At 38.6% G+C, this 17,492-nt stretch carries 9 protein-coding genes and 1 pseudogene; 9 read left to right on the forward strand and 1 reads right to left on the reverse strand.

The genetic code is table 11. The features are described 5' to 3' along the window. The 3 genes and pseudogenes from IM322_RS22855 to IM322_RS22865 form a co-directional block, all read left to right on the forward strand. A pseudogene (locus tag IM322_RS22855) lies at positions 1 to 239 on the forward strand (hypothetical protein); the annotation flags it as partial. 59 nt (positions 240 to 298) lie between these two features. Next, positions 299 to 6,436: a translocation/assembly module TamB domain-containing protein gene (locus tag IM322_RS22860; protein WP_287676435.1), complete on the forward strand. Its 6,138-nt coding sequence runs from the start codon at positions 299 to 301 to the stop codon at positions 6,434 to 6,436. A gap of 151 nt (positions 6,437 to 6,587) precedes the next feature. After that, positions 6,588 to 7,079 (forward strand): GNAT family N-acetyltransferase, encoded by a 492-nt coding sequence (locus IM322_RS22865; protein ID WP_287676433.1) that lies wholly within the window; start codon positions 6,588 to 6,590, stop codon positions 7,077 to 7,079. Between the two features lie 25 nt (positions 7,080 to 7,104). Here the strand turns inward: IM322_RS22865 and IM322_RS22870 are convergent, their stop codons facing one another. Next, positions 7,105 to 10,098 (reverse strand): plasmid replication protein, CyRepA1 family, encoded by a 2,994-nt coding sequence (locus IM322_RS22870; protein ID WP_287676432.1) that lies wholly within the window; start codon positions 10,096 to 10,098, stop codon positions 7,105 to 7,107. Between the two features lie 485 nt (positions 10,099 to 10,583). Here IM322_RS22870 and IM322_RS22875 point away from each other — a divergent pair, with 485 nt between their 5' ends. The 6 genes from IM322_RS22875 to IM322_RS22900 all read left to right on the forward strand — a co-directional run bounded on the left by IM322_RS22875 (position 10,584) and on the right by IM322_RS22900 (position 17,074). Next, complete coding sequence (locus IM322_RS22875) at positions 10,584 to 13,943, forward strand: ribonucleotide reductase barrel domain-containing protein (protein ID WP_287676431.1); 3,360 nt, start codon at positions 10,584 to 10,586, stop codon at positions 13,941 to 13,943. A gap of 62 nt (positions 13,944 to 14,005) precedes the next feature. Next, on the forward strand, positions 14,006 to 14,497 hold the full coding sequence (locus IM322_RS22880; RefSeq protein WP_287676430.1) for a DUF29 domain-containing protein: 492 nt from the start codon (positions 14,006 to 14,008) through the stop codon (positions 14,495 to 14,497). 38 nt (positions 14,498 to 14,535) lie between these two features. Beyond that, positions 14,536 to 15,012 carry a DUF29 domain-containing protein gene (locus IM322_RS22885; protein WP_287676429.1) on the forward strand — a complete coding sequence of 159 codons (477 nt, stop codon included), beginning with the start codon at positions 14,536 to 14,538 and terminating at the stop codon, positions 15,010 to 15,012. Between the two features lie 3 nt (positions 15,013 to 15,015). Continuing rightward, complete coding sequence (locus tag IM322_RS22890; RefSeq protein ID WP_287078110.1) at positions 15,016 to 15,468, forward strand: DUF29 domain-containing protein; 453 nt, start codon at positions 15,016 to 15,018, stop codon at positions 15,466 to 15,468. 38 nt (positions 15,469 to 15,506) lie between these two features. Then, positions 15,507 to 15,953 (forward strand): DUF29 domain-containing protein, encoded by a 447-nt coding sequence (locus IM322_RS22895; protein ID WP_287078109.1) that lies wholly within the window; start codon positions 15,507 to 15,509, stop codon positions 15,951 to 15,953. 53 nt (positions 15,954 to 16,006) lie between these two features. After that, positions 16,007 to 17,074 (forward strand): ribonucleotide-diphosphate reductase subunit beta, encoded by a 1,068-nt coding sequence (locus tag IM322_RS22900; RefSeq protein WP_287676428.1) that lies wholly within the window; start codon positions 16,007 to 16,009, stop codon positions 17,072 to 17,074. Positions 17,075 to 17,492: the final 418 nt, after the last annotated feature.

Below are 17,492 nucleotides of genomic sequence, written 5' to 3' on the forward strand. Positions count from 1 at the left end.
AACTTCACCTGATGGTTTTTTCTAAAGGTGGTAAACGACGTAAATATGGTGGCTCTACCACAAGACATGGGTTCCGTAAAGGAGATTTAGTTTCTTCTCCCAAAGGAATTGGTTATGTTAGTGGAGATACCGAAAAACAGTTATCTGTAAGCGATACCAATGGTCAACGATTGGGACAGATAGCTGTTAGCAAGATTCAGTTAATTCGTCGTTCTAACGGTTTAATTGTTTCTCACTAATTCATATAAAGCCGCCCTCCGCTATCGCTAAAGGGCGGGGTTTCAGCCCCAGTTTTTCGATGAGTAACTCCCCTGGTGATCCTTCTCCTCGTCCTAATCTTTTTCTGAGTATCGGTCGATTTGTCCGCCGGCCTTCTACTTTAATTGTTGGGGGAATTACTCTCCTAGGAATTACCTCCCTTGGCTATTTTACGACTCGTTATTTAGTTTATGAACGTCTAACCCCAATTTTAGACAATATCTTCAGTGAAATGCTGCACAGACCCGTCAGGGTAGGCAAGATAGAGGGCTTTTATTTTAATCGCATTCGTATCGGTAAATCGGAAATTCCAGCTACGGTTAATTCTGCTGATAGTTTATCTATTGATGCGATCGAATTGGGATTAAATCCGCTGCCCTTACTTTTAGGTCTGCCGCTGCCGATTGATGTCAAGTTAATTAATCCCAGTATTTATCTCGATCAGGATAAAAATGGTCAATGGCTCGATAATTTAGAAAAAATAGCTAGTAACTTTGATCGGGAGGCACCCATTAAGTTAAATCTGGGTTTTCAGGTGGAGAAGGCAGCTCTTACTATCCAACCCTATGCCCTGAAAAAACCGATAGAAATTAAGGCCGATGGTCAAGGAAGATTTATTGATAATCAAAGGCAGCCTCTCACCTACGATTTTAGCGCAGAAATCCTCAAAAGTCAAGTAAAAATTCAAGGAGAAACGGCGTTAAAAACGGGTGAAAGCCTAACTAATCTTCAGATCGACCGTTTAAACTTAAGTGAACTATTAACTTTAATTCCTAATCGCAATTTTCAATTAAATCAAGGACAAGTAAATGCTAATATTGCTCTCAATATTCCCAGTTGGGCAAAGCTAAATCAAATTCAAGGTAATGGCAATTTTCAGGTGACGGAAGTAGCGGGAAAATTCCACCCTTTCCCCTATCCAATTAAGCTAACAACTAAGTTAAATTTACAGGGAGACAAAGTATTAGTTGAACAAGCGAACGCAACTATTGGCAAGATTAAAACTGAGGTGAGAGGAGAAGTAAATTGGCAAACTGGTTATCATCTCAATGTCGCTCTAGAATCGGTGGATTTACAACAACTTTTAAGAATTATTTATCTGCAATCACCTCTAGATTTACGGGGAGAAGCGCGCTCTACTTTTCAAGTGACGGGAAAACTAGATCAACCTCTAATTAAAGGAACCGTTAGCAACAGCAAACCGATTATTTTTGAGCAAATTCCTATTCAATCAATAACCAGTAATTTTCAAACAAATCTCAACCGTCTTAATTTAGATAAAATTCAAATTAAACCCGTCGCAGGTGGAGAAATTAAAGGAGAAGGAAAATTGCAGTTAAATATTCTGCAATCCCTGCAAAAAAATCAACCTCTTGACGGGACAAAAATGCCGATTAATTTGAATTTACAAGCGCATTTTCCCACGAGAAAAATTTTATCTCAATTCGCAACAATTCCCGCTAAAATTAATATAAACGATCTGCAAGCTAATATTAAAGCTAGGGGTAGTTTAGGACTGCCACAATTATTAATTAATTGGCAAATACCCACGGTTAATCAGTCAGGATTAATCAATGTTGCCGGGGAGGGTAAAGTATTTTTAGGGGGCAACAAAATAAATTTAACCGATACGGTCATTAAAACAAATGGCGGCAAACTACAGGTTAATGGTAATAGGGATTTTACTAGCAAATTAGTCCGGGCAAAAATCACGGGTAATAACTTTTTATTGACTCCTTTTGTGCCTCTTGTTTGTGAATATTTAGATAGCATTTGCCCCTACCTAGAAACCTTAGAACCCTTAAATTTAGAGACAGCTAATATTCAAGTTAGTGGGCAAATTGACCAACTTAATATTAATACTTTAAACGGAGTTGCTAACTTAGAAATTAGCAGTAAACAAGGCACAATTTTAGTCAATAGTCAAGTATTGCAAGGAAATCTTCAGGCTAACGCTTTCTTAGCGGGATTGCCGATTAATTCCCTATTGCCTAACTTACCAACCCAGGTTAAATTAGTGCGATCACAAATTAATTTACAAGGTTATTTAGGAGAATTACTAAATAATAAAAATAATATTTTCAGCAGTTGGCAAGGTCAAGGTAATATGCAGTTATTAGTAGATAATAATCCTTTAATTGCCACAGCCAAACTGAATCAAGGTTTCCTGACAGGAACAGTTAATACCAGTGGGATTAGTCTTAATCCTCTAGTGGAAAATTTAACAGTTCCCGTCAGTTTAGGCAGGGCAAAAATCAGCTTTGCTGGCAGGATAAATTCTCTGATTAGCGGTACTTTAACGGATTTACAAACTTGGCGCGGAGAGGGAGATATACAGTTATTTGTCAATAATCGATCCCTAAAAACTACTGCCCAACTGGAAAAAGGTATTTTAAGCGGTATAGTTAATACAGCTGGCATTAACTTAAATCCGTTTTTACCCAATATAAATATTCCTGTTAGTCTAGGGAAAACCCAAGTCAATTTCACCAGTGCAATCAATAATTTACTAGCGGGAAAAATCTCTAATTTGTCCACCGTCAATGCTAGGGTAAATACTCGGTTGTTAGTGGATAATAATCCGATTAATACTGATATTCAGTTAAACAACGGTATTTTTAATATTCTCAGTAGCTTAGAGAATTTTCAGACTAATATTCCCCTACCGTTGAATATTTCCCAAACCAGTTTTCAAGCAGCAGGAAATGCCCAAACTATTTTCGACTCCCTGCAAGAAAAACGACTCAACTTAAGCAGTATCAAAGCAGTTTTTAACTCTCGTATTAATGTAGCCAAAGGAGAAATTAAAGCTAAGGCACAACTGAATAATAATTTCTGGCAAAGTGATATTATTGCCGCTAATCTCGATCCCGCTGCCGTACTAGGACAATTGCCAGGAATAAAATCAATCTCGATTCCTAACTTAGATTTTAGGGCGAATTTAGCAGGAAATATTAAAGAAATTTGGCAGGGAGTAACACCAATTCAGGTTAATAATCTCTCGGCACAGTGGGGAGAAAATAGCTTTGATGTGCGAGGAAATATTCTTTTAGCTAATCTTATCAGTCAACCCGATATCGCTGAGGTTAACTTAAATCTACAGGCAAAAACAGACCTTGCTACTGTACCCTTGGCTGAGATTATATCGCTTTTACCGATCGATCCTCGTTTGAAACCCAGAGAATCGACACTGACAGGGATCGGAGAATTTCAAGGACAAATCACAGGAAAAAATCTCTTAACTGCTTGGCAAAAAGTGGGAAATATACAAATCAAAGGAGATATAAATTTAGCTAACTTTAGCATTAATGATCGACCCTTTGAACCTATCTTAAAAGGAAGTATGCAAGCAGGAATCGGTCAAAATATTAGTTTAAATCTGCGGGGAAATCAGGACATTATTGACCTGACTTTCGATCCTTGTCAACAAAATAATTGTCTGCTGCCCTATCTTCCCTTAGGGATAAATATTCGCCAAGCTTTTGGAAATAAAACTCCTTTTTTAGCAACAGCTAAACGAAGCGGAGAAAATTTAAATGTTCAGATTGCCGATTTTCCCCTAGAAATCCTGAAAATATCTCCCACGGCAGCCTACAATGTTCCGGGGATTATTGCTGGACAAGTAAATGCTAATCTAGACATCAATTTATTTAACTTACAGGGACAGGGACAACTAGAGATTAACCGACCTAGTTTAGGTAACTTAATCGGGGAAAAATTAACGGCAAATTTGGTTTATCGGGATTCCATAGTTCAACTGCAAGAGGGGAGTTTACAAGCGGGTGCAAGTCAATATAATCTGCAAGGTTTATTTAATTGGCAAACCCAGGAAATAGAAGCTAAACTCAGGGTAGATCAAGGTTATATTCAAGATTTATTATCAGTTGCTAGTATCTATGATTTAACCAGTTTAATCACCCTTTTCTCCTCCGAAAATAACCCAGCTATTCAACTTAGTCCCCTAGAAGTAGGTAATCCCGAAGCTTCCCTAGCAGAACGGGTAAATGTGCGGGCAAAAATTGAAGAAATAATCCAGCAATTAGCAAGGGAAAGAGGGGTAGTCGGGATACCTTCTGAACTAGATTTTCGCGGCCGTTATCAAGCAAATATAGCCTTAACTGGGACTTTAAAAAATCCAGATCTTAGCGTAAAATTTCAGGGCAATAGATGGGAATGGCGACCCCAAAGACCGACGGTAAATATTGTTAACCCTCTCGGAATTGTCACCACCGATACCCAATTAATTCCTATTGATGAAGTAACAATTAATCTTAACTTAAATCGTCAGTTGCTCAGGATAGAACCGATTAGATTAAAATCACGAGATTCTTCCGTATTTTTAGCGGGTGATTTTTCCCTAAACAAAGTAGAGGGAACTTTTGCCGTGGAAAATCTTTCTCTGGATCTCTTGAGAAATTTTGTGCAGTTTCCCTTGGATGTATCCGGTAGTCTAAAAACTCAAGGACAAATTGCAGGAACCTTATTAAATCCTCGTATTCAGGGTAATTTTGCCTTTATTGACGGTGCAATTAATGCCCAAAATATTAATCAGGATATAATTGGTTTATTTACCTATAATCAGTATCGTTTTGATTTGCGGACAACCTCCTCCGAATCAATCCAAATCTATGCCAGCATTCCCTATCCTCCCTTACCGGGTAATGATCAATTAAAAATCCAAGCAAAATTGGGAACCGATGGAATCAAATTAATTGAAGCTATCAGTCAAAACGCCATCGAATGGGTTAACGGTGAGGGAGAGGTAGTTCTTTCAGCGATGGGAAGATTAGATATAAAAGAGGGCTTAAAAATCAAAGATTTAGAAGCAAATGGTATAGTTACTCTTAATAATGCCGCTATCCGCAGTGTTGCTTTTCCAGAGATTTTAACCGTAAATGGCCGCATTGGGTTAACCCCTGAAAGCTTAACAGTAGAGGAATTACAAGGCTCGATCGCTGACAGACAAATTTCTGTGGTGGGAGTTTTACCTTTCTTTCAAGCCATCAAAAATAATCCTAATCCGTTAACAGTTAATATTCAAGAGGGAGATATAGCAATTAATGGTCTTTATCGGGGATTAATTGCTGGGAATGCCATGGTGACAGGAACAATTCAGCAACCAATTATCGGGGGTAATGTGCGTCTTTCTAGGGGTAAAGTTTTTCTTCCTCGCACAGCAGAAATTAATCAAGAAACGGATAAACCAGTGAGTCGCTGGCTGCAGCCTCTCAACATTCCTCAGACGACAAATATTACTCCAGTTTTAAATAATTTCCAAGTGTCTTTAGCAGGATTATCAATCGAACAAGAACCTTTGTATCAATTTGATTTTAGTGGTGCTTTAACCTTGAACGGTCCGCTCACTCCACTGGAGAAATTACAAACCAATGGAGTGATTAATCTCGATCGAGGACGGGTTAGTTACATCGATACTCGTTTTCTTCTTAACCGACGCAATCAAAATGTTATTGTTTTCGATTCTAGTCGCGGGTTGGGACTTTTTAATCCCTTTGTTAATATTCAACTGCGAACAATTCTCAGCGAATTTTCTCAATCTCGCGATTTTGCTATCTCCCGTCCGGGGGGAGATTTTCCTAGCAATGAAATTCCCGATGATAGCCTCAATCGCATTCAAAGGATCGATGTCACCCTCAGCGTTGAAGGGGAATTAAACCGCTTGCTACCAAATTTAGGACGTAATATCAATGAAGTGTGCCAAATTCGTCCCGATAGTCCACCTTTTCCCCTAGAGGAAAACTATACAGATACAGAATTACAAAAAGCTGCTAATTGTTTACAAGCAGTGGCTTTTGCTAGAGGTGAAGATGAGGGATTGCTTAATACTCCCCTAGTTAAATTAACCAGCACTCCCCCCCGCAGCCAAGGAGAAATCGTTCGACTTTTGGGGGAACAATTGCTGTCGGTTTTTAATGGTTTACAGGGGAAAAATACAGAACAATTAATTCAATTTGGAGTGGTTCAGTTGGCGATTCCCCTCTTAGCCCAAGGAGTCGTGTATGATGTGGAGAATGCGGTTAGTAATGCGATCAGGGCAACGGATTTTAATATTCTTCCCAATTTGGAAACCGTCTATCGAGTCAATTCCCAGTCTTTTATCCGCTTTTCCTACGATTACAATTTGAATGAGTTTACCGTCCGCTATCAAACTCAATTTTAAAGTAAGATTGAGAGATATAACAGAATTCAGAAGTTAGGAGACAAGGCAAAATTAGGTTATACTTCATCCTGAGAATCAACCCGATAGGTAGGTAGAAAATAAGAAATATTATTTTTTTACTTTTTACTTTTTACTTTTTACTTGATATTCTATGATTATTCGCGAGGCCAAAGAAACAGATTTACCAACAATTATCGAGATTTATAATGCTGCTGTTCCCACTCGCAAGGCAACCGCAGATTTAAAGCCTATTTCCCTCGAAAGTCGGCGAGAATGGTTTAAAAAGCACGATCCTGAACAGTATCCCATCTTGGTAATAGCGATCGAAGGTCGGGTGGTGGGTTGGCTGAGTTTACAGATGTTTTATGGTCGTGTCGCTTACCAAAAAACGGCAGAGGTTAGTTTATATATTGCCCCCGATTATCAAGGTCGTGGAATCGGTAAATTATTAGTAGAATATGCCCTGAATCGCTGTCCCAAATTGGGTATATCTAATCTTATCTGTATTATTTTTGCCCACAATCAAGCCAGTATTCGTCTCTTTGAAAAATTCGGCTTTCAACGATGGGGTTATTTACCTCAAATTGCCGATCTAGACGATTTTCTGGCTGATGTGGTCATTTTAGGCAAAAAAGTCGCTTAAATAGGCAATTTTCCCCATAGCTAGACTATAATTCTAGACTTAATTGAATATAAGCATTTTCCGGTTCGCCTAGAGATGGTTTCTGGGTGAGAGAAAAGAGATAGTCCTCATACCAAATCTCAGAACTTCCCGCACATTTTTCATCTCTAAATAACCATTGTTGAAACACTTGTTCTCTACCATCCTGAGGGGCAACAATCTGATAAACTTTTAGAGATTTTTTAGCAATTCTCTGGCTGCCCTTGCTGGTTAATTCATAACCTAACAAGTTCAAACAATTACGAATAATCGTCAGAGGACGGGAAGTATTAGAGAGGTTAATCTTGGTGATAGTTTTAATCTCGTTGCGGTTTTTAATGGCGATTTCGGCCATTTTTTGTAAATCGGCATCATGATTAGTTAATTCTCTTTCAGGGTTAGCTAATAATACGGGAATTCCTAACACTTCTAACGTCCCGATAATCACTCCTAATTGACTACCATTAAAATCGGGAATAAATAAACTTCCGTGACCTGATTCTATCAGTTTACGGGCAATTAAAGCATCTCGATCGCACAAAAATTGTCGCCCAATTGTCAAAAAGTAATGTAAGCGTAGTTCTTGATACCATCCTTGATCATCTTTAATCACTAATTGCGGTGTGACGGGGATTCCATAGCGTTTGTATAGGTCATATTTCCTGATAATTCTCCTTTCTTTCACTGACTTAATTAACTGTTTTTTAAGCCAACGATATTCTGATTCCGTGATCTCAGCTGCGCTGGCAATTGCCTCGCATTCAGAACGATAATTATGTTCCCTAATTTCTTCAATTGCTTCCGTTAACTGATTATTTATTTCTAGTTCTTCTTCCTGATTCCGTTCTTTAATTCTATGACCTTCTGCTTGTAAAATACCTAAGATTGACTGACGATAATTAAGCATATAAGCATTTACTCGCACAGCCATTTTTGCCCAGCAGAGGAGAGATTCCGCTTGAAAATTTGTATCTAAATCCTCAAGAGATTCTAAATCTGATTGGTGTAGTAAGCGAATATTCACCTCCGTTAATCGGTGTCCAGAGGTGAGAAGTTTGGGGATAGAAGTGGAACCATTGCCCACCTGATTAAATCCGTACACTGCTGACCAAATATAACGAGGAATATTCTCTCTAATTCTCCCTAAAAATTGAGCGATAGAAGTGGGAGTTTGAATTCCCTGTGCTAAACACCAAACCGAGGTAAAGTGTTGCTGAATATCAATACTAATTCCCGTTTCGATCGCAGGACTAGCTAGAACTATATCATAGTTAATCAACAACTGATTTAAATTGCCAATCGCTTGATAGGCAGCGTGACTAGAATCTGGCAATGACTCTGAATCTATCCGCAGAATTTTCTTCTGAGGAAATTGCTTTCTTAGATAAGATTCTAGGGTAATTGTCCCCCATTTGCTGGTTAATTTTTGTGCTGATAGACAAACAAAAGGTTTTCCTCCCTCTTTAATATGTTTAACTAAATCCTTAACTAGCTGTTGTGGAGTATTATCAGAGTAGTTATAAACTCGCCAAGCTTCCTGATAATTAGGTTTCCAATCGTTACTAATCAAGAAAGTTTCTAGTTTAATAGCTGCTAAAGAAGTTAGATATTCTAGGGAAATATCACTTAAATCAGCATCAGCAACTAAGACTTTTCCCCCGCTGCCGACCACAGTTTGTAGTAGAGACTTTAAAGACTTTAAAATTGCTACTCGATTAGTTTTACAAGTATCCCCATTTAACCCATGCCATAAAACTTGTTCGATCTCATCGATAATAATCATAGCTCCTTGCCAATCTTCCGCATGAAATTTAGCTTGTGATTGGGGATGGAGAGAGTCAATACATAAACCATAACCGTAAATTTGTGCCGCAGGATTATCTCTAACTTTGCTGATATAGTTTAAACCAAAGCGTTGACATAGCTCCTCTACCAGTTTGACTCGATGACCAATAACTAAAACTTTTTGTTGATTGGCAATAGCCTGTTTAACTATCTTAGCTAAAAACTCAGTTTTTCCTGTACCTTTAGCCGATTTAATCGCCATTAACTGCGCTGATGTAGGGATAGCAATATCTGGCAAGTAACGGCTATTTAACTCTAGATGAGGTGGGAGAGTTAAACTATTTAAACTCGCTGCCTTCCAAATTTCCCAAGAGGTAGCTTTTTGATAGACTTGTTGGAAGTAATCTTCTCCTCGATTGATTAGTAAATCATCCACCCCTTTACCGTCAGCAGCATCCCAAGTAACTACCTTTACCTGACAGTTAGCCTGACTGAATAGATAACCCATTCTCTGTAAAGCTAAATTAACCGCTTGTTGGTTCTTTGGTTTAGTTTCTTGATCAAAAACTAGATAAATCTTTCGTCCTGAATTAGCTAATTTTTCTAGCTGCGGAATTAGATGAGATTTGCCGATTCTTCTACCTAATTCGTCCTTGGGAGTACGATAACCATTGTGAATTCCGGGTAAGGCAATTGTCGCATAACCTGCTGTTAGTAATGCCCCCGCTTTTTTCGCTCCTTCCGTAAGACAAATAGGTATCTCTGGATGTTTAATTACCCAGGACCAAAAACCGAGATCCTCTTGCTTATTATCCACTTCTTCAGTTAAAATATTAATACTGATATGCTGGGCTATCCTTTGCCAAATTTTCAGGGGAACCCGCAAAGCAAAGACTCCCGTAGGGGTTTGGGGAGGATGTTCGTACTTAATCGGTTTAGCCTTATCAAGGCTTAAACGGGGAAAATCGGGCTTAAAACAGCCCCAAAGGTCATAATTACCCGTTAATAAGTCAATTCCTGAACACCACCAACCGCCTTGACTGATATGTTCATAACGCTTGAGAATATCATCCCTAACTCTGCCATCATTGCGTCGCGGTAATTCTTGGGAGTAGAGTAGGTATTCACTGGGAGATAACCCCGCTAAACCGGTGACATTGAGTTCGATTAACTCCGCATCCACCCCGCTATCACGCCATTCTTCTAAATATTTCATCCTTGTCCTCTACTCGCTAGACGCTATATATAGCGTTTTTGTTCTATTATTCTAGCGGTAAGCCACTAAATAGCGAAAAGAGAAAATTCACTCTCTCAGAGGTTCTCAGAGGAAATTTGACTTTTAATCCACTCTTGTCTTAAATTATCGAAAAGTTAAGAACAAATAAAGTCTGACCACAACCTCCTCAGCAGTCAAGCAGAATCGGATCAAAAGTATTTTGTCAATCTGTTTTTGCTATCAAAGAATAGTTTTTTTGTCAAGCATACAAAAGAACTGTTTTCTGGGAAAAATCAAGAATTTTTTCCAGAAAATGTCATCCAAAACACTGTTTTTAGGGAACAAAATAATCCTGGCTATACCATATATAGAGTGATAGGATTATTTAACACGCTAGATGTTGTGTTTTCCCAGAAAATCTGATAGAATACTCTAGTACAAATAGATTAATTTGTCAAATTTTTTAACGCCGCAATTTCCTAATTATGCAATCAAAGCCCTTGACTACTGCCGTCTCCATTCACAAAAATAACGAAGTAATACCCTTTCGTTCTACCCCTTTAGCTAATATGGGCAGTCATGGAATTAGAGTGATTCGGCGCGATGGTTCCACCACAAGCTTAAATATCGGCAAAATTCGCGACGTGGTAGAGTGGGCTTGTGAGGGCAAAAAAGTCAATTCAATCGCCTTAGAAGCGGGTTTAACCACACGCCTGCGGGATGGGATTACCACTAGGGAAATACAGGATAATTTAATTAATTGCGCCCTAGAAATGTGTAGTCCAGAGGAACCGGATTGGCGCTATGTGGCGGGAAGATTGCATATTTGGAGTCTTTGGAAAGATACCTTAGTAGCCCGGGGTTATCAGTACGGAAATTACGAGAAAACCGTCAAAACTCAAGTTAAAAATCAGCTGTACGACGAAAGGATTCTCATCTATTCCGAGGCAGAATTAAAAGAAGCTGGTTCTTGGATTAATCCTGATTGGGACATCGATTATGATTACGCCGGGGCATTGTTAATCACTAGCCGTTATTTACTCAAAAATGAGTTACCCCAAGAGGCATTATTAACCTGTTCCTTACTGCTTGCCACTGTGGAAGAACCAGCTAATAGACTCCCCTGGGCGAAGAAATTTTATCAAGCAATCGCTCAAAGAAAAATCTCTCTCGCCACCCCAATTTTAGCCAATTTACGCACTCCCAAAGGTTCCCTAACCAGTTGTTTTATCCTCTCCATTGACGACAGTTTAGAAAGCATTTTCGACGAGATTACTAATGCTGCCCGCATCTCAAAAAATGGTGGCGGTGTCGGGGTGAATGTGAGTAGAATTCGCGCCACTGGTAGCTGGGTAATGGGGAAAGCTAATGCTTCCGGGGGGATTATTCCTTGGATTAAATTACTCAACGATACAGCTATTGCAGTAAATCAGGGGGGAAGACGCGCCGGGGCAGTAACTATCGGTGTTGACATCTGGCATTTAGATGTGCCAGAATTTCTGGAAATGCAGACAGAAAACGGTGATCAAAGACGCAAAGCTTATGATGTTTTTCCCCAATTAGTTATCACCGATGAATTCATGCGTCGGGTGATAAATAAAGACGAGTGGACATTAGTAGATCCCTACGAAGTTCGCAATAAATTAGGTATAGAATTAGCGGAACTATGGGGGGAAGAATTTGAAGAGGCCTATCGTTTAGTAGAAGCTAATTTAGATCAAGAGATTCTCCTCTATAAAAAAATCAATGCCCGGGACTTATTTAAAAGTATCATGCGTTCCCAAGTAGAAACAGGAATGCCCTACATTGCCTTCAAAGATACCATCAATCGCGCTAATCCTAATAAACATGATGGCTATATCCCCGGTGTAAATTTATGCGTCGCGGGAGAAACAAAAATTCTTACTGACCGAGGACAAATAGCAATCGCTGATTTGGTGGGGGAATATGTTAATGTCTGGAATGGATTGGAGTGGTCAGAAGTATTAGTTAAAAAGACTGGAGAAAACCAGCCTTTATTAAAGGTAAATTTCTCTAACGGAGAGGCCTTAGAATGTACTTACTACCATAAGTTTTACGTTCAGAAAAACTACAAGGGAACCGTGGAAATTGTCGAGGCAAAAGACCTCAAACAAGGAGATAAATTAATTAAATACCAGCTGCCTCTCATCCAGTCAGAAAATGATCTTGACTTTCCCTACGCCTACACCGCAGGATTCTTTTCTGGAGATGGGAGTTACGGAAACAATGGAATGCCAGAAGTTGACCTATACGGAGTTAAAAAAGAGTTACTTCCCTTATTGGCTATTCGTAACAAATATCAGGGAAATGGCTCTATTGAAAAAGGTACTTTTTGGAGAAAAGAAACCGATACCCTAGCGGTATATCATGACAGTAAACAAGATCGGATCGTCTGTAAACTCCCGTTAGATATTCCCAGTAAATTTACAGTTCCTCTCAATGGTTACACAATTAAATCTCGTTTAGAATGGTTAGCTGGTTTACTTGATGCCGATGGAACAGTTGCCCGCAATGGTTCTAACGAGTCTCTCCAGATTGCTGCTGTTAACCGGCAATTTTTGCTCGATATTCGCCTAATGTTACAGACTTTAGGAGTTGATTCCAAAGTTACTGTTATGGATGACGGTGGCTATAAATTGATGCCAAATGGAAAGGGAAATTATCAAGAATATCTCTGTCAACCAAAATATCGTTTACTGATTAATTCTGTCGGACTATTTCAACTTGGTCAATTGGGACTTAAAACTCATCGCTTACAATGGACTTTAAAAGAACCCCAACGTTCGGCCACTCAGTTTATCCGCATTGAATCGGTAGAGTTAACCTGTCGTCGAGATGACACCTACTGTTTTACAGAACCCAAGCGTCATCTGGGAATGTTTAACGGCATTCTAACAGGACAATGCACCGAATCTTTTAGCAATGTCACCCCCGATAAAACTGCCCATTGCTGTAATTTAGTTAGCCTTAATTTAGCCAACATCGACAGGGAAGAAATCGAGTCTAATTGTCAAATCGCTGTCAGGATTCTCGACAATACTATCGATATTACTAATCCTCCCTTTGATAATGCTAAAAACCACAACGATAAATATCGCACTATTGGGGTAGGGGCGATGGGATTGGCTGACTGGTTAGCTAAACGGAAATTATCCTACAATAACCTGTCAGAAATTAGTAATTTATTTGAAGAAATTGGCTATTGGTGTACCTATTCCTCGATGGAATTAGCCAAAGAACGCGGTGCTTATCAAGCTTTCTTGGGTAGTGAATGGAGCCAAGGTAAATTAATCGGAGCAAAACCAGTGGAATGGTTTTTAAATAATGCGGTGCAACCGCAAAGATGGCAACAATTAGCCGCAGATATTCAACGATTTGGCATCCGTAATTCCCATATTACCGCCATTGCTCCTAATACTTCCTCTAGTTTGGTACAGGGATGTACCGCTAGTGTTTTGCCGGTTTATAGTCGCTTTTTCTACGATAAATGGGCAAAGGGAACCGTTCCCATCGCACCACCTTTTATTGAAGAAGCTTTCTGGTTTTATTCAGAGAACAAAAATCTCGAACAGCAGCAAGTGGTGAAAGCGATCGCTACTATGCAAGAATGGATCGATACGGGGATTTCTATGGAGTTATTATTCAACCTCAATGAAGGGGTTTATTTCCCCGCAGAACCCAACCGTTGTCTCACTGCCAAAGATATCTTTGATACCCTAGTTATGGCGTGGGAATTGGGGTGTAAAGCGATTTATTATATCCGTACCGTACAAAAGGACAATTTTCGAGAGTCTGACGATAGTTGTTCTAGTTGCGCTAATTAAGGTTAACTTCGGTGGGCAATGCCCACCTTAATTTTTTTACATCAAAGATTAGGACTGATAAAATGAGTTTTATTAATCACCTAATCACAGCTATGGATAAGACTTTATACGAACAGGATTACTATCTCTGGATAGAGAAAACCATATCTTTACTAGAAAATCATCAATTTTCCGATTTAGATTTAGATAATCTCCTCGAGGAGATTAAAAGTATGGGTATCAAGGAAAAACATACCTTAACAAGTTTATTGACTAGAATAATCCAACATTTGCTGCAACTTGCTTATTGGCAATCGGAACGTCAATATAGTGCTAATCACTGGAAAGGAGAAATTACTATTTTTAGAATTGATTTATGGGAAGTTCTTGATGATAATCCAAGTTTAAAGTCCTATCTAGAGAATAGTTTTGATAAATGTTATCAGTCAGCCCTTCGTATCCTAGCTAGAAAAATGGGAGTAAAAATCAATACTTTGCCCACGGAAAAAATTCTCACTCTTGCCCAAGCTTTGGATGATGATTGGTTTCCTGAATATGAGGATAATAATCATTGATGATTTGGTTAGATTATAGTTAATTAAGGTGAGGGACTATGGAAAAGAACTTATACGAACAGGATTACTATCTCTGGTTAGAGAAAACTATATCTTTACTAGAAAATCGCCAGTTTTCTGAGTTGGATTTAGAAAATTTAATTGAAGAAATAAAAGATATGTCCAGAAGAGAACGTCAGAAGTTAGAGAGGTTACTAACTAAACTCTTGGAACATTTACTTAAATTAACTTATTGGCAATCTAAGCGCGATTACAATAAAAACAAGTGGCGACGGGATATTTTAAATTTTCGCATTCAAATAAAAAGAATTATTAGCAACAAAAAGGATGGAACTTATAATACAAACTTAGTATCTTACCTCACCGAGATTCTTGAGCAATGTTATGAGGATGCTTGCCATCTATTTATCGAAGGTTCTGGCATCGATAAAAGACTTTTAAGTTCTACACCTATTGGAGCAATCGACCAAATTTTAGATGAAAATTGGTTTCCTGAGTTTCTCGGAGAGGATTAAGCAATGAAGAGTGATTTATACGAAAAAGATTACTATCTCTGGATAGAGAAAACCATATCTTTACTAGAAAATAATCGGTTTTCTGATTTAGATTTAGAGAATTTAATTGACGAAATTAGTAGCATGGGTAAAAGTGAGAAACGAAGTTTAGAAAGTTATTTAACTCGGTTATTAGAACATTTGCTGAAACTAGCTTACTGGGAATCGGAATTAGAATATAATCAAAGAGGATGGAAAAATGAAATTAGGAATTTCCGTCGTGCCATAAAAAGAATTATTGCCGATAGTCCTAGTCTACAGCCTTATCTAATTGAAATTTTTAACAACTCTTTTCAAGAAGCTCGTATTTCTTTGATCGAATTATCTGGAATGGCTGAAAATTTGGTCAGTTTAGCTCCAATTTGCACTATAGAACAGGCTTTAAATGAGGATTGGTTTCCTGAAATCTCAAAATAATATTGACAGAGTATAAAAGCAAGTGAAGGGGGATAATTATGGAAAAGAACTTATACGAAAAGGACTACTATCTCTGGCTAGAGAAAACCATATCTTTACTAGAAAATCATCAATTTTCTGATTTAGATTTAGAGAATTTAATTGAAGAAATAAAATCTATGTCTATCAGTCAACAGAAAGCCCTTAAAAGTAATCTAACTGTGATTTTATGGCATTTACTAAAATACTTACAAGAGCCAGAAAAACAAACCAGAAGCTGGGCATTAACCCTTTTTGAGCATCGCGAAAGAATCGAAGAAGATTTAGAAAATAGCCCTAGTCTTAAGATTTTTTTAACAGAAGAAAATTTAAAAAAATGCTACAATAAGGCCAGAAAAAAAGCCGCCATTGAAACAGGGATAAACCTAGAGAAATTCCCGAACTATTGCCCATTTACTTTGGCAGAAGCCCTAGATTTTGAATTTATTCCTAATCAAAAGATTTGACTTTTTACCGAAAATATATTATAACCTAAAAGTGCCATAATATCCAAGTAATCATGTCCTTACATTTAGTTAATTCTTGCCCTTCGATGCCCATTTCCCCGATCTTCAATCCGGCGGGAGATGATGCGATCGAAAACCGTTCGATCTGGTTTGGTAACACCACCAACCTGATGCAATTAAACGATGTCCGCTACACCTGGGCGGTGGGTTTATATCAACAAATGCGCGAAAATTTCTGGATTCCGCAACGATTAGATATCACTCAAGACGTGACTGAATACGGGCATCTTACCGACGAAGAAAGATATGCTTATGATGGTATTTTATCCTATCTAACTTTTCTTGATTCCGTGCAAACCTGTAATATTCCCCACCTAAAAGGTAGCGTCACTGCGCCAGAAATTAGTCTTTGTATGGCGGAACAAATTTCTCAAGAGGCCATGCACAATCAAAGTTATCAATACTTAATTGAAACGATTATTCCCTCCGATCGCCGAGGCGAAGTTTATGACTTTTGGCGCACCGATAAAGTTCTCAGGGATCGCTGTGAATTTATTGCTAGTCTCTACCAGCAATATATCGATAAACAAACTACTGAAAGCTATTTTATCGCCCTTGTCGCCGATTATTTGCTAGAGAGTTTGTATTTTTACAATGGCTTTATCTTTTTCTATAATCTCGCTTCTCGACAGCTAATGTCCGGTAGTGCTGACGTTTTCAAAATGATCAACCGGGACGAATTAAGTCACGTCCGTTTGTATCAGAAACTTATTCCCGAAGCCATGGCAACTTTTTCCCATTCTGTTGAACAGATTTATGAGATGTTCGATACGGCCGTTAAACACGAATGTCGCTGGACAAATCACATTGTTGGCAACGACATTTTAGGTATTACCGAATACAGTACCGAACAGTACACCAAATACCTCGCTAATATTCGGCTGAAAGCGATCGGACTTGAGCCTTTATACAAGGAAGAAAAGTATAACAAAAGTCCCTATACCCATCTGGAACGCTTCTCCGATACCAAAAAAGAAGGCCACACCAAAGCTAACTTTTTTGAAGCAACCGTTACCAGTTATGTTATGTCTTCTGGCTTAACGGGATGGGATGAAATTTAAAATTTAAGGTATAATAATGACCCAATTTCCTACCATAAAGTGGCAATTTTGTCAAATATTTTGATAACTTTTGACCCTCTATTCGCTGGGGTCCAAGGGGCTTTTTGCTCCTTGTCCCCCGCTCAACCTTTAACGATCCCTACTGGCATCTCGGTAATTATAAGTAGCTAGACACAATTAATTACATATATCTAGGGGTTGCTGAATAAATCTAAAAACCTTGTTGGATAATATTTTTAGGCTTTTTTGAAATCAAAAAGTGCCAGCCATTGGAGTGATCGGGGGGGAAATTTAGGCACTTTTTCCCTGAAAATTAGGTAATTGACCCCCTGAAAATGGGTAAAACCCTACACCCCACACCCCACACCCTGTCCCCACGAAAAACTTTTTGCCGCAAACCCTAATTATGACGATTGCC

Origin of the sequence: Microcystis sp. M109S1 (assembly GCF_020247025.1) — a bacterium.
Taxonomy (GTDB): Bacteria; Cyanobacteriota; Cyanobacteriia; order Cyanobacteriales; family Microcystaceae; genus Microcystis.